This is a genomic window from Azospirillum sp. (assembly GCF_035627195.1).
GTDB lineage: Bacteria > Pseudomonadota > Alphaproteobacteria > Azospirillales > Azospirillaceae > Azospirillum.
Window position 1 is genome coordinate 76,583 of sequence record NZ_DASPMG010000037.1, and the last position, 13,584, is coordinate 90,166.

At 67.6% G+C, this 13,584-nt stretch carries 17 protein-coding genes; 13 read left to right on the forward strand and 4 right to left on the reverse strand.

The genetic code is table 11. The annotated features are described in order from the left end of the window. Positions 1–29: 29 nt before the first annotated feature. Genes nifX through fdxB form a run of 4 tightly spaced genes read left to right on the forward strand, consistent with a single transcriptional unit; the run spans position 30 to position 1,444 of the window. Positions 30–434: a nitrogen fixation protein NifX gene (gene nifX / locus VED21_RS02895; RefSeq protein ID WP_324880806.1), complete on the forward strand. Its 405-nt coding sequence runs from the start codon at positions 30–32 to the stop codon at positions 432–434. 3 nt (positions 435–437) lie between these two features. Further along, on the forward strand, positions 438–908 hold the full coding sequence (locus VED21_RS02900; RefSeq protein ID WP_324880807.1) for a NifX-associated nitrogen fixation protein: 471 nt from the start codon (positions 438–440) through the stop codon (positions 906–908). A gap of 10 nt (positions 909–918) precedes the next feature. After that, positions 919–1,116, forward strand: a complete 198-nt coding sequence (locus tag VED21_RS02905) for a CCE_0567 family metalloprotein (RefSeq protein WP_324880808.1) — start codon at positions 919–921, stop codon at positions 1,114–1,116. A 34-nt stretch (positions 1,117–1,150) separates the two neighbouring features. Continuing rightward, on the forward strand, positions 1,151–1,444 hold the full coding sequence (gene fdxB / locus VED21_RS02910) for a ferredoxin III, nif-specific (protein WP_324871888.1): 294 nt from the start codon (positions 1,151–1,153) through the stop codon (positions 1,442–1,444). A 141-nt stretch (positions 1,445–1,585) separates the two neighbouring features. On the opposite strand, the gene VED21_RS02915 is transcribed toward fdxB, so the two are convergent. Further along, positions 1,586–2,482: a calcium-binding protein gene (locus tag VED21_RS02915; RefSeq protein ID WP_324880809.1), complete on the reverse strand. Its 897-nt coding sequence runs from the start codon at positions 2,480–2,482 to the stop codon at positions 1,586–1,588. A 277-nt stretch (positions 2,483–2,759) separates the two neighbouring features. Beyond that, positions 2,760–3,260, reverse strand: a complete 501-nt coding sequence (locus VED21_RS02920) for a hypothetical protein (protein WP_324880810.1) — start codon at positions 3,258–3,260, stop codon at positions 2,760–2,762. 271 nt (positions 3,261–3,531) lie between these two features. On the opposite strand from VED21_RS02920, the gene VED21_RS02925 reads away from it, so the two are divergent. Genes VED21_RS02925 through nifW form a run of 6 tightly spaced genes read left to right on the forward strand, consistent with a single transcriptional unit; the run spans position 3,532 to position 8,434 of the window. Then, positions 3,532–3,909, forward strand: a complete 378-nt coding sequence (locus VED21_RS02925) for an iron-sulfur cluster assembly accessory protein (protein ID WP_324871891.1) — start codon at positions 3,532–3,534, stop codon at positions 3,907–3,909. Positions 3,910–3,965: 56 nt separating this feature from the next. After that, on the forward strand, positions 3,966–4,880 hold the full coding sequence (nifU, locus tag VED21_RS02930) for a Fe-S cluster assembly protein NifU (RefSeq protein WP_324880811.1): 915 nt from the start codon (positions 3,966–3,968) through the stop codon (positions 4,878–4,880). Further along, positions 4,881–6,083 carry a cysteine desulfurase NifS gene (nifS, locus tag VED21_RS02935; protein ID WP_324880812.1) on the forward strand — a complete coding sequence of 401 codons (1,203 nt, stop codon included), beginning with the start codon at positions 4,881–4,883 and terminating at the stop codon, positions 6,081–6,083. It abuts the gene before it with no gap. Positions 6,084–6,108: 25 nt separating this feature from the next. Then, the gene (gene nifV, locus VED21_RS02940; RefSeq protein ID WP_324880813.1) at positions 6,109–7,242 is read left to right on the forward strand and encodes a homocitrate synthase; all 1,134 of its coding nucleotides are present in this window, start codon (positions 6,109–6,111) and stop codon (positions 7,240–7,242) included. A gap of 32 nt (positions 7,243–7,274) precedes the next feature. Further along, complete coding sequence (cysE, locus tag VED21_RS02945; RefSeq protein WP_324880814.1) at positions 7,275–8,096, forward strand: serine O-acetyltransferase; 822 nt, start codon at positions 7,275–7,277, stop codon at positions 8,094–8,096. Next, entirely contained in the window at positions 8,093–8,434 is a 342-nt protein-coding gene (gene nifW, locus VED21_RS02950) for a nitrogenase-stabilizing/protective protein NifW (protein ID WP_324880815.1), read from the forward strand. The genes cysE and nifW overlap by 4 nt, the downstream gene beginning before the upstream one ends. Before the next feature lie 99 nt (positions 8,435–8,533). Here nifW and VED21_RS02955 read toward each other — a convergent pair whose 3' ends face one another. Next, positions 8,534–9,190: a hypothetical protein gene (locus tag VED21_RS02955; RefSeq protein WP_324880816.1), complete on the reverse strand. Its 657-nt coding sequence runs from the start codon at positions 9,188–9,190 to the stop codon at positions 8,534–8,536. A gap of 21 nt (positions 9,191–9,211) precedes the next feature. Further along, a complete protein-coding gene (locus VED21_RS02960) occupies positions 9,212–9,934 on the reverse strand; it encodes a porin family protein (protein WP_324880817.1) in 723 nt (240 codons plus the stop codon). 302 nt (positions 9,935–10,236) lie between these two features. Between VED21_RS02960 and VED21_RS02965 the strand changes: the two genes are divergently transcribed. Genes VED21_RS02965 through VED21_RS02975 form a run of 3 tightly spaced genes read left to right on the forward strand, consistent with a single transcriptional unit; the run spans position 10,237 to position 13,498 of the window. After that, positions 10,237–11,088, forward strand: a complete 852-nt coding sequence (locus VED21_RS02965) for an electron transfer flavoprotein subunit beta/FixA family protein (protein WP_324880818.1) — start codon at positions 10,237–10,239, stop codon at positions 11,086–11,088. 8 nt (positions 11,089–11,096) lie between these two features. Next, the gene (locus VED21_RS02970) at positions 11,097–12,179 is read left to right on the forward strand and encodes an electron transfer flavoprotein subunit alpha/FixB family protein (RefSeq protein WP_324880819.1); all 1,083 of its coding nucleotides are present in this window, start codon (positions 11,097–11,099) and stop codon (positions 12,177–12,179) included. Between the two features lie 17 nt (positions 12,180–12,196). Beyond that, positions 12,197–13,498, forward strand: a complete 1,302-nt coding sequence (locus VED21_RS02975) for an FAD-dependent monooxygenase (protein WP_324880820.1) — start codon at positions 12,197–12,199, stop codon at positions 13,496–13,498. Positions 13,499–13,584: the final 86 nt, after the last annotated feature.

A 13,584-nucleotide genomic window follows, 5' to 3' on the forward strand; every position in this document is an offset into this window, starting at 1 on the left:
ACGGGGCGCCAAGCCCCCGAGGAGGATCGATGAAGGTAGCCTTCTGCACGCAGGACATGCAGCACGTCGACGCCCACTTCGGCTGGGCGAAGAACATCGCGATCTACGAGGTCGACCCGGCCGGCTACAAGATGGTGGAGACCTGCCAGTTCGGCGGCTCGATGTTCGAGGACGGCAACGAGGACAAGCTGGTCCCGAAGCTGGAGGCCTTGAGCGACTGCGCCATCGTCTACCTGTCGGCGATCGGCGCCTCGGCCGCCGCGCGCGTGGTGGCCAAGAAGATCCATCCGGTGAAGGTCGAGGCGACGGAGTCCATCACCACGCTGCTCGACCGCCTGATCGTCACCATCAACGGCAACCCGCCCCCCTGGCTGCGCAAGGCGCTGAGCAAGGGCGAGCCGCAGACCTTCGATTTCGCAGACGAGGAGGAGTGAGACATGGCCCCAGACATGGCCGACGTGACCGTCGCGGATGATCTCGAAGAGCAGTTCCTGAAGAATCTCGTCCTGCTGTTCCGCGCCGAGGACAGCTACGGCGCCTGGGAGGGCAAGAGCGACGAGGTGCTGCTCGCCCCCTTCATCCTCGACAAGGAGGCGCGCGCCGCCATGCCGATCATCGGCGATCCGGACCCGGACACGCTGTGGCGGCTGGAGCTTTTCTACAAGGCCGTCGGCATCACCATCGAGAAGCTGACCGGCATGATGGCGACGCCGATGCTGAAGATGAGCCACGAAGGCTTCGGCCGCATCGTGTTGATCGCCGGCCGCCTGGTGGTGGTGTCGAAGCACCTGCGCGACGTGCACCGCTTCGGCTTCCCGTCCCAGGAGAAGCTGGTCGCCGACGGCGCCAAGCTGGTGCGGGACGCCGTGGCCCTGATCGAAAAGCACCGCGTCGTGGCGGAGCTGTGAGGATCCCGACATGAGCGAAGCCGACGTCCTGAAGGACGAGATCAAAAAGCTCAACGCCCGCGCCACGGCGAAGAAGATGGACCTGCACGACCTGTCGGAGGAGCTGCCCGTCAACTGGGAACGCATCCTCGACGTCGCGCGCGAGACCTACGACGCCTACAAGGAGCTGACCGAGAAGCGCGCCGCGCTCAAGGCGCTCGGGGCGTGACCCACCCACCAACCCTGAGCATCGGGAGCAGAGCATGACCGTTTACGTGACCGGACTGACCCGCGGCGGCACCGCCTGGACGCCCAAGTACGTGGAGAGCATCGACCAGAAGCAGTGCATCGGCTGCGGCCGCTGCTTCAAGGTCTGCGGCCGCGACGTCCTGGAGCTGATCGGCATCACCGAGGACGGCGACATCGTCGACGCCTTCGACGACGAGGCCGAGAAGAAGGTGATGAGCGTCAAGGGTGCCGCCAACTGCATCGGCTGCGAGAGCTGCGCCAAGGTCTGCTCGAAGAGCTGTATCACCCACAAGGCGCTGGCCGCCTGACATCAGGCCGCCACGCCGCACGGGCTCCCCTCTCCCGGGGAGAGCGGGCGCGGGTGGAGGGACGGCGATGGGCCGGGATGCCCGTTCCCTCCACCCGACGTCTTGCGTTTCGGGATTACCGACGTTGGGTTTTCGCACCGCCTACGCGTCGAACCAGCCGTAGGTGCTGCCTCCGTGCGCCTCGATGGCGTTGGCGAAATCGATGTTGCGCACCCCCACCAGTTCCACCCGGATGATGGTGTCGCCGGCCGACACGTTGCCGTCCTGCAGCTCCAGCACCACGTTGGCGTTCTGATCCTGCAGGCTGTAGCCGTAGCTCCACCAATTGCGCGCGCCGACGTGGTCGACCTCCAGGTCGAAGTCCTGGATCCGCACCGTGTGCGTGCCCGCACCCAGGATCGTGGGATCGAACAGGAACAGGTCGGTCCCGCTGCCCCCGATCATCACGTCCTGTCCGCCGGCGTCGTACCACAGCTGGTCGTTGCCGGCCCCGCCGTCCAACGTGTCGTCGCCGGTGCCGCCGGACAGCAGGTCCGCACCATCGCCGCCCGACACCGTGTCGCGCCCCGCCGCGCCGCGCAGCGTGTCGTTGCCGCCCATCCCGCGCAGCAGGTCGTTGCCGCCGCCGCCGTCCAGCACGTTGCGCCCGCTGTTGCCGGTGATCGCGTCGTTGCCGCCGCCGCCCGTCCCGGTCAGGTCGCCCCGCCCTTCCATGAGCCGCAGCGCCTCGACGTTGGCGGCGCTGGCCAGCGAGAAGTTGACCGGCGCCTCGATGGTGTCGTACCCGGCGCCTGCGGTTTCATACACGCGGTCGTTGCCGTTGAAGACGATGTACCAGTCGTCGCCGCTGCCGCCCCACAGGCTGTCGCCGTAGCCGGACGTGCCGCCGTCCAGAGTGTCGTTGCCGTCGCCACCGTACAACCGGTCGGCGTTGCCGTATCCGTAAAGGCGATCATTGCCGCCATACCCGTACATGGCGTCGTTGCTGTTGGTGCCATACAGGCTGTTGTTGGCGTTCGTGCCGTAGATGTTGGCCATGAGTCCCCCCGTGGCTTTGGCCTTCGCCGAGCGGATGCTCAACGTATCGTGGTGAAGCGTAAGCCCCGCCACGGCCACGGCACTACCGGTAATTGTGAGTACAAGTCGCTCTTTTCGCGTTCACGAAGGGGTTAGACCTTTCGCGCGCAAAGAGAAAACCCAGACGGGGCAACGGGTGTAAAAGCCCCGGACGATTCCCGGACGCCCCGCTCACCCACAAGCGGGCACGCCCCTGCGACAATCTGCCGCAGAAGTGGTAAGACCTTTTGTTAAGGACTTACTCCTCTTCGCCGTCGTCCCTGGCCAGCGCCTCCACCACGCGCCAGCCGACGTGGTCGGCCGGGTTGATCTCGGCCAGTTTGGCGAGGATCGTGGCGGCCTGCTCCGCGTTGCCCCGGCGCAGCGAGATGAAGGCCAGCGCCTTCAGCGTGAACAGCGTGAAGCGCGCCGTACCCGATGCATCCCAGTCCGTGCTGCCCGGCGCCAGCGCCCGCCAGTCGGACGGGTAGCCGCCCTGCGCAGCCGCGGCATCCAGGCCGATCAGCGCCACGCGTTCGGCGTCGTTCAGGCGCAGCCGGCTGAAGTAGAACTTGTACAGCGCGTAGAACACCGGCAGCACGCGCGGTCCCAGCCGGTGCGCCTCCCAAAGCAGTTCCTCGCAGCGCTGCGGTTCGCCGCGCGCGGCCACCGCCGCCTGCAGCCGCTCGTCGATGTGTTCCGGCACGTCGCCGAAGGCCATGCGGCCGTCGGAAATGCGCAACTCGATCGGTCGTTCCATGCAGTCCCCCGTGCCGGCGCCGCACCATACCCATAATAATCTCATGGTCTTCGCGCCATGAAGGGCGCAATTGGTGCGCCGTATTGCCGCGGCAAGGCCCTGCGGCATCTCGCCGCATCTGTCGAGAACCCGACACGCCCCTTTGTCGCGAACGCGTCAGCCCCCCCTCGTCGAAACATGACAATCCTTGCGAATCAGCGCCTTACGGACTGGCACGGAACGTGCTTCATCGATGGGCAGCTGATTTTCACCAGCCAAGGAGATGGCGAAGATGGTGACCCTGACGCCCAGCGCCGTAGCCACCCTGGAACGGGTCCTGGCCGGCAACGCTCCCGCGGCCAAGGGGCTGCGCATCGCGGTGACGGACGGCGGCTGTGCCGGCCACAAGTACCAGATGGGCCTGGAAGCGGACGCCGGCGAAGGCGACGCGGTGTTCGAGTTCGGCAGCGTGCTCGTCTACGTCGACGAGGCCAGCCAGCCGTTGCTGGACGGCGTGGTCGTCGACTTCGTGGAAGGCATCGAAGGCTCCGGCTTCAAGTTCGACAACCCGAACGCCACCGGTTCCTGCGGCTGCGGCAAGTCCTTCTCGTCGGGCAGCTGCGCACCCGGCTCGACCGCCGGGTCGAGCTGCGGCACCGCCGCCCACTAAACACCCCCTCTTCAGTCCCCCCAGGGCACGCCGATATCCCGGAAAGGCAGAGCGCCATGTGGAACTACACCGACAAGGTCAAGGAACACTTCTTCAACCCGAAGAACTCGGGCGTGCTGGACACCGCCAACGCGGTCGGCGAGGTCGGCTCGATCACCTGCGGTGACGCGCTCAAGCTGATGATGAAGGTGAACCCCGACACCGACGTGATCGAGGACGCGCGCTTCCAGACTTTCGGCTGCGGCTCGGCCATCGCGTCGTCCTCGGCGCTGACCGAGATGATCATCGGCAAGACGGTGGACGAGGCGCTGAAGCTCACCAACCGCGACATCGCCGACTACCTGGGCGGCCTGCCGCCGGAGAAGATGCACTGCTCCGTCATGGGGGCGGAGGCGTTGCGCGCCGCCATCGCCAACTTCAAGGGCGAGGCGTGGGAGGACGACCACGAGGAAGGCGAGCTGATCTGCAAGTGCTTTGGCATCGACGCCGCGATGATCGAGCGCGCCGTGACGGTCAACAACCTGACCACCCTTGAGGAGGTCACCCACTACACCAAGGCCGGCGGTTCCTGCCAGACCTGCCACGAGAAGATCGAGGAGGTGCTGGAGGCGGTGATGGCGAAGACCGCCACCAAGCCCAAGGCGCACGCCCCCGGCACCGTCGGCCTCGACGCCATCAAGCCCCTTCAGCCCAAGGCCGCCGCCCCGGCGCCGTCCAAGATGACCAACGTGCAGCGCATGCAGGCGATCATGATGGCCATCGAGGAGATCCGCCCCTCCATCCAGAAGGACGGCGGCGACGTGGAACTGGTCGACATCGACGGCAAGGACATCTACGTGCGGCTCAGCGGCGCCTGTTCCGGCTGCTCGCAGTCGGCGGGCACCATGATGGGCGTGCAGATGAAGCTGGTGGAGAAGCTGGGCGAGTTCGTCCGCGTCAAGCCCGCCTCGCTCATGAAGGTGGAGGCGTAAATGACCAAGGGCATCTACCTGGACAACAACGCCACCACCCGCGTCGACCCGCTGGTCCTGGCGGAGATGCTGCCGCTGTTCTCCGAACACTTCGGCAACCCGTCCTCCATGCACGGCTTCGGCGCCGCGGTGGGCGGCAAGATCGAATGGGCGCGCCAGCAGGTGCAGGCCCTTCTGGGTGCCGCGCACGACAGCGAGATCGTCTTCACCTCCGGCGGGACGGAGAGCGACAACACCGCCATCCTGTCCACCCTGGAGGCCTTCCCCAAGAAGCGCGAGATCGTCGCCAGCGTGGTCGAGCACCCCGCCGTGCTGGCGCTGTGTGACTACCTGGAGAAGAAGAAGGGCTACACCGTCCACCGCATCGGCGTGGACGGCAAGGGCAACCTGGACATGGACGCCTACCGGGCGGCCCTGTCGGAGAACGTCGCCATCGTCTCCATCATGTGGGCCAACAACGAGACCGGCACCCTCTTCCCGGTCGAGGAGTTGGCGGTCATGGCCAAGGCGGTGGGTGCCCTGTTCCACACCGACGCCGTGCAGGCGGTGGGCAAGATCCCCATGAAGCTGGCGGACTCGGCCATCGACATGCTGTCGCTGTCCGGCCACAAACTGCACGCGCCCAAGGGCATCGGCGCCCTGTACGTCAAGCGCGGCACCCGCTTCCGCCCGATGCTGCGCGGCGGCCACCAGGAGCGCTCGCGCCGCGCCGGCACGGAGAACGCGCCGGCCATCGTCGGGCTGGGTGCGGCGGCCGAACTCGCCCTGCACCACATGGCCGACGAGAACACCCGTGTGCGCGCGCTGCGCGACAAGCTGGAGCAGGCGCTGCTGGCGCAGATCCCCAACTGCTTCGTCACCGGCAACCCGGACGTCCGCCTGCCCAACACCTGCAACGTCGCCTTCGAGTACATCGAGGGCGAGGCGATCCTGCTGCTGCTAAACGAGCACGGCATCGCCGCTTCCTCCGGTTCGGCCTGCACGTCGGGTTCGCTGGAGCCCAGCCACGTGATGCGGGCGATGGGCGTGCCCTACACCGCCGCGCACGGCGCCACCCGCTTCTCCCTGTCGCGCGAGACGACGGAGGCGGAGATCGACGCGGTTATCGCCGTGGTGCCGGGCATCATCGACCGGCTGCGCAAGCTGTCGCCCTACTGGTCGCAGGAAGGCGCGCCCAAGGCGTTCGAACCGACGTACGCGTAACACAACCTGCGGGGGCTTCGGGATCATGCGCAACACCGCTTCCGTCACGATCAACGACACCACCCTGCGCGACGGCGAGCAGACGGCCGGCGTCGCCTTCACGCTCGACGAGAAGATCGCCATCGCCCGCGCCCTCGACGGCGCCGGGGTTGGCGAGCTGGAGATCGGCATCCCGGCCATGGGCGAGGAGGAACGCGACGGCATCCGCGCCGTCGCCTCCCTGGGCCTCACATCCAAGCTGATGGTCTGGTGCCGCATGTGCGACGCCGACCTGGAAGCGGCGTTGAGCTGCAACGTCGGCTTCGTCAACCTCTCCATGCCGGTGTCGGACATCCAGATCTCGCGCAAGCTGCGCCGCTCGCGCGACTGGGCGCTGGCGGAGATCGACCGCATGATCCGCAAGGCGCGCGACGCCGGGCTGGAGGTCAGCCTGGGCGGCGAGGACTCGAGCCGCGCCGACATGGACTTCCTGATCACCGCCGCCACGGTGGCGCAGCAGGCCGGCGCCCGGCGCTTCCGCTTCGCCGACACGCTAGGCGTGCTGGACCCCTTCCAGACCCGCGCGGCGATCGAACGGCTGCGCGCCGCCACCGACCTGGAGATCGAGATCCACGCGCACGACGACCTGGGCCTTGCCAACGCCAACTCGCTGGCCGCGGTGCTGGGCGGTGCGACGCACGTCAACACCACGGTCAACGGCCTGGGCGAGCGCGCCGGCAACGCGCCGCTGGAAGAGGTCGTCGTGTCGGCCAAGGTGCTCTACGGGCTGGAGACGGGCGTCGACACCCGCTCGCTGGGCGCCATCTCCGACCTGGTGGAGGCCGCGTCGAACCGGCCGGTGGCGGTCAACAAGTCCATCGTCGGCGACGCCGTCTTCACGCACGAGGCCGGCATCCACGTGGACGGCCTGCTGCGCGACCGCCGCACCTACCAGAACTTCGACCCGGCCGAGGTCGGGCGCGAGCACCGCATCGTGCTGGGCAAGCATTCCGGCACCTCGGCCGTGAAGCTGGCCTACAGCCAGATCGGGGAGGAGGTGGACGACACCGCCGCCCGCGCCATCCTCGGCCGCGTGCGCGTCTTCGCCACCACCGCCAAGCGCGCGCCGACGCCGGACGAGTTGCGCGCCTTCCTGCACGACCTCGTCCCGCAGCCGTAACCGCACCCTTGACCCGACCGGGGGCCACCGCCATGCAGCAGGCCGTCACCGCATCCCCCGCCCCGGCCGAAGGCCCCGGCATCGGCCGCCTCCTGCGCGAGGACGTCGCCTGCGTGTTCGACCGCGACCCGGCGGCCCGCACGCGGTGGGAGGTGCTGACCTGCTACCCCGGCGTCCACGCGCTGATCGCGCACCGCGTCGCGCACGCGCTGTGGCGGCGCGGGTTCAAGTGGGCGGCGCGCTTCCTGGCCTACCTGTCGCGCGCGGTCACCAACATCGACATCCACCCCGGTGCCCGGATCGGCCGCCGCTTCTTCATCGACCACGGCGCCGGTGTCGTCATCGGCGAAACGGCGGAGGTCGGCGACGACGTGACGCTCTACCACGGCGTCACCCTGGGCGGCACCAGTTGGAACAAGGGCAAGCGCCACCCCACGCTGCAGGACGGCGTGCTGGTCGGTTCCGGCGCCAAGATCCTCGGCCCCATCACGGTGGGCGCCAACGCGCGGGTGGGTGCGAACTCGGTGGTCACCAAGGACGTGCCGGACGGCATGACGGTGGTCGGCATTCCCGGCCGCATCGTGCAGCCGGCCGGCCTGCGCCGCGCCGCCGGGGAAAGCGGCATCGACCTCGACCACCACCTGATGCCCGACCCGGTCGGCAAGGCGATTGCCTGCCTGATCGACCACATCAACCGCATCGAGGCCCGGCTGGAAGCCCACACGGCGGAGGAGGCGCTAAAGCTGGCCCCCCTCACCGGCGTGGTGTGCGACAGCTGCGGCAACGTCTGCGGCCAGGACGCCTGCGGGACGGCACACCCGCCGGCCGCACTCAAAGAAGGAATGCTGCAATGAGCTTCAAGGACGACCTCGACGACCTGGAGACGGCGGAGGACTTCCTGCGCTTCCTCGAAGTGCCCTACGAGCAGCGCGTCGTGCACGTGAACCGCCTGCACATCCTGCAGCGCTTCCACGACTACCTGAACGCCGACGAGGGCATCGACCGCATCGACGACGACGAGGCGCTGGCCGACCGCTACCGCCTGCACCTGACGCGCGCCTACCACGACTTCGTGGTGTCGAACGCCATCGCCGAGAAGACCTTCAAGGTGCACAAGGACGAGGCCGCCAAGGCCGCCAACCGCTTCGTGCCCCTGGACCAGCTGCTGAACGCCCCCCGTTTCGTGGGATAGGCGCCTGCCGTCGGGTTTTGCGGCTTACGCCTCAACCCAACCTACCGCTCAGCCGTAGGTTGGGTTGAGCGCCAGCGAAAACCCAACGTCCCCGCCCCCTCAGAACAGCGTGTACCAGCCGCTTCCACTGATCCCGCCGGTCACGTCCTCCAGCCGGATGGTGCAGACGGCCTCGTCGCCGCTCAGCGTCACCAGATAGCCCTTGGCATCCTCGACTGCGTCGATCCGCCATTCCCGGCTGATCGCCAGCCGGTCGCCCTCGGCGACGTTCAGGCCGACGATCGTGTCGTTCCCGTGCGCCGTGCCGGGGCCGTACTGGATGGTGTCCGCCGCGTTGTCCTGACGGGCCCCGCCCTGGCGGTCGCGGTTCGGGTACAGCAGGTCGTCGCCCGCGCCGCCGACGATCACGTCGCCACCGTTCCCGCCGACGATGGTGTCGTTGCCGGTGCCGCCGTAAAGCACGTCCGCGCCGGCGCCCGCGCTGATCTGGTCGTTGCCGCTGTCGCCGTGCGCCACCAGCCGGCCGTCCCACCGGCCATAGCCCTGCTCGATGTTGTCGTCGCCGCCGCCGCCATAGACCGTCTGGTTGTCCGCCTGCACGGTGATGCGGTCGGCCCCGGTCAGGCCGCGCACGGTGAAGTGCTCTTCGACGCTTCGGATGTTGTCGTCGCCGGACGTTCCGAAGATCAGCGCCCGCTCCCGCTCCATGCGGATGCCCTGGTCGAACAGGACGTTCAGGATCTTGTCGATGGCCATGGCGGTTTCCCGAATCTCCGGTCAGAAGGAATAGGCGGCGGACACGACCAGCTCGTGTGCGCGCAGGCGGCCGTTCATCCGCAGGCTGGGGTCGGACACGGCCGCGCCGCCCAGCTCCGGCACCAGCGACGGCGCGAAGCGGAAGCTGTCGCCGGTGCGCACCCGGCCCAGGTGGGCGTAGCGGTAGCCGACGTCGACGGCGATGTCCGGGTGCAGCGCCACGCTGACGCCCGCCCCCGCCTGCAGCGCCAGGTTGGCGCGCGAGCCGCCGTCCAGCGTGCCCAGCGGGCTGCCGTCCACCGCGATGTCCAGCCGGTCCATGCGGTTCCACGCCACGCCGATACCGGCGGTGACGTACGGGCGCACGATACCGAACGCCACCGGCGCGTAGGTGCCGTTCAGCATCAGCGCGGTGGAGCGCACCCGCGCGCCAGCGGTCACGCGGGTACCGTCGTCGGGATCGACGGCGTTCTCGCCGTAGCGCAACCCGAACCGGCGCGTCACCCCCAGGTCCACGCGCAGCTCCGGCGAGAAGCGATAGCCGACGGCACCGCCCAGCAGCGCGCCCTGCCCCAGGTCGCGCCCGAAATCGCCCCCGGCGTTGCGAGTCCAGGCGTTGCCGACGTCGAGCTTCACATAGATCCCCGCGCCGTCCCCGGCGAATGCCGCACCGACGCATCCAACGGCCAAGACCAGGGCGACGGCGCCCCCGAGGACGAGGCGCGACGGCAAGATCTGCATCATTCCGTTTCCCCCAAAGAACGAAGCAGACCTAACCTGGGCAATCAGAGCTTGTCCACCCCGGAAACCACGCCGGCTACCCCGGATCACCACCCCGTATCAAAGGTGTAACGAACCCGACAAACGGCCGCCCGTGTCGGCCCCGTGTCGGGATTGCGACATGTTCGCGCAACTGCCCGAGACCTGCCCGGCCGGCTAGTACCCTTGGAAAATCAAGCCGCTACGATCGGGGCATCCGCTGGCACGCCGTTTGCTGAACAGCAAACCGTGGCCCCCCGGGGCCGGTATTTTTCGAGGAGACCGGGATGCACATCGTCGTCTGTATCAAACAGGTGCCCGACAGCGCGCAGATCCGTATTCACCCCGTGACGAACACGATCATGCGGCAGGGCGTCCCGGCGATCATCAACCCCTTCGACCTGTTCTCGCTGGAAGAGGCGCTGCGCCTGAAGGATCAGGTGGGTGCGCGCGTCACCGTGCTGACCATGGGCCCGCCAATGGCGGAAGCCGCGCTGCGCAAGGCGCTGTCGTTCGGCGCCGACGACGCGGTGCTGCTGACCGACCGCAAGTTCGCCGGTTCGGACACGCTCGCCACCTCCTACGCGCTGACCTCCGCCATCCGCAAGCTGAGCGAGGAGGAGCCGGTCGACATCGTGTTCTGCGGCAAGCAGACGGTGGACGGCGACACCGCCCAGGTCGGCCCCGGCATCTGCACGCGCCTGGGCCTCCAGCAGCTCACCTACATCTCGAAGATCGAGAGCTTCGATCCGGAGAAGAAGGAGATCACGGTGCACCGCCGTGCCGAAGGCGGCGTGCAGGTGATGAAGACCAAGCTGCCGGTCATGATCACCATGCTGGAGGGCACCAACACCATCCGCTTCGGCACCATGGACGACATGTTCCGCGCCGCCCGCTACCAGCTGAAGGTGTGGAACAAGGACCACTGCGTCGAGGACGAGACGAAGGTCGGCCTCAAGGGCTCGCCCACCGTCGTTTCCAAGGTCTTCGTGCCGAAGCCGCGCGCCGAGAAGGCCAAGTTCATCGAGGTCGAGGGTGGCGACGCCGGCGCGCTGGCGTCCGCCGCCGTCGAGACGATCTTCGCCGCACAGCCGAAACTCGCGGGCGAGCTGCTCCAGCGCGCCGCCCAGGGAATGTGAGGACCACCATGAGCGACGCCCCCGCCAAGCCGCAAGGCCGCAAGTTCCAACTGCCCGAGCACCTGAAGGTCTACCAGGGCGTCTGGGTCATCGTCGAGCAGGAGCGCGGCCAGCCGCACTCCGTGTCGTGGGAGCTGGTGGGCGAAGCCCGCAAGCTGGCCGACAAGCTGGGCGTCGAGGTCGGCGCCGTGGTCCTGGGCGCCGCCTCCCCGTCGCTGGACGCCATCTGCGCGCAGGCCTTCGGCTTCGGCGCCGACGTGGTCTACAAGGTGACCGACCCCTGTTTGTCGGAATACCGCACGGAGCCCTACGCCAAGGTGATGACCGACGTGGTCAACACCTACAAGCCGGAGATCGTGCTGCTGGGCGCCACCACGCTGGGCCGCGATCTGGCGGGCGCCATCGCCACCACGCTGACCACCGGCCTCACCGCCGACTGCACGGAACTGGACATCTACGCCGACAACCGCTCGCTGGCCGCCACCCGGCCGACGTTCGGCGGCACGCTGCTGTGCACCATCCAAACGCTGGCCTACCGCCCGCAGATGGCGACCGTCCGCCCGCGCGTCATGTCGATGCCGGCGCGTGACGAGAGCCGCGTCGGCCGCGTCATCGAGGTGACGCCGCACTTGACCGAGGACGACTTCGTCACCAAGGTGCTGAGCTTCATCGCCGACCGCGAACAGAATGAGGCGCAATTGGCCTTCGCCGACGTCATCGTGGCGGGCGGCAAGGGCTTGGGCAAGCCGGAGAACCTGCAGCTCTGCTTCGACCTCGCCAAGGTTCTGGGCGGCGAGGTGGGCGTGTCGCGCCCGCTGGTGCAGGCCGGCTGGACCACCAACGACCGTCAGGTCGGGCAGACCGGCAAGACGGTGCGCCCCACCCTCTACATCGCCGCCGGCATTTCCGGCGCCATCCAGCATCGGGTCGGCATGGAGAAGTCCGACCTGATCCTCGCCATCAACACCGACCCCAACGCGCCGATCTTCGACTTCGCCCACCAGGGCATCGTCGGCGATGCGTTGAAGATCCTTCCCGCGTTGACCGCCGCCTTCTCGAAGAAGCTGGCCGTCAACCGGATGGCCAGCTGACAGGAGGACGACAGGACATGGTCGAAAAGTTCGACGCCATCGTCATCGGGGCCGGTCCGTCCGGCAACGCGGCGACCTACACCCTCGCCGCTGCGGGCATGAACGTCCTGCAGCTGGAGCGCGGCGAATACCCGGGTGCCAAAAACGTCCAGGGAGGCATCATGTACGCCGCGGAACTGGAGAAGATCATCCCGGATTTCCGCGACGACTGCCCCACCGAACGCCACATCATCGAGCAGCGCATCTGGCTCCTGGGCGACGACAACTACATCGGCACCAACTACCGCTCGGAGGGCTTCAACTCCGAGACGCCGAACCGCTACACCATCATCCGCGCCAACATCGACAAGTGGTTCAGCGAGCGGATCAAGAAGGCCGGCGGCCTGCAGATCTGCGAGACCACGGTCACCGACCTGATCCGCGACGCGTCCGGCAAGGTCATCGGCGTGAAGACCGACCGCGTGAACGGCGAGATCCACGCCGACGTGGTGATCATGGCCGACGGCGTGAACGCGCTGCTCGCCAAGCGCTCCGGCTACCAGGAAGAGCTGGAGCCGCAGAACGTGGCGCTGGCGGTCAAGGAGATCATGTTCATCGATCCCGAGGTGATCGAGCAGCGCTTCGGCCTGAAGGGCGAAGAGGGCGTCGTCATCGAGATCATGGGCAAGGTGACCAAGGGCATGGTCGGCACCGCGTTCCTGTACACCAACAAGGAATCGCTGACGATCGGCATCGGCTGCCTCATCTCCGACTTCAAGCACGGCAACTGCCCGCCGTACAAGATGCTGGAGGACCTGAAGAACCACCCCGTGATCAAGCCGCTGATCGAGGGTGCGGAGACCAAGGAGTACGCCGCCCACATGATCCCGGAGGGCGGCTACAAGGCGGTCCCGCAGCTCTACGGCGACGGCTGGATGGTGGTGGGCGACGCCGCGCACTTCAACAACGCCGCGCACCGCGAGGGCTCCAACCTCGCCATGGCGTCAGGGCGCATGGCGGCCGAGACGGTGATCGAGATGAAGCGCGCCGGCAAGGCCATGAGCGCGTCGAACCTCGCCACCTACAAGAAGAAGCTGGACGACAGCTTCATCATGAAGGACCTCAAGAAGTACCGCGAGCTGCCGGGCATCATGCACGAGAACAAGCAGTTCTTCGGCGCCTACCCCGACGCCATCACGGCCGCCGCGCACAACTGGTTCACCGTGGACAGCGTCGACAAGCGCACGAAGGAGAAGGAGATCATGAAGTCCTTCGTCAAGAAGCGCTCGGTGCTGGGTCTGGTGGGTGACGCGATCAAGCTGGTGAGGGCCGTGCGATGACCATGATGGTGAAGATCGAAGAGAAGCTGTACCAGAACCGGTACATCGTCGACGAAAGCCACCCGCACATCCGCATCAAGGACGCG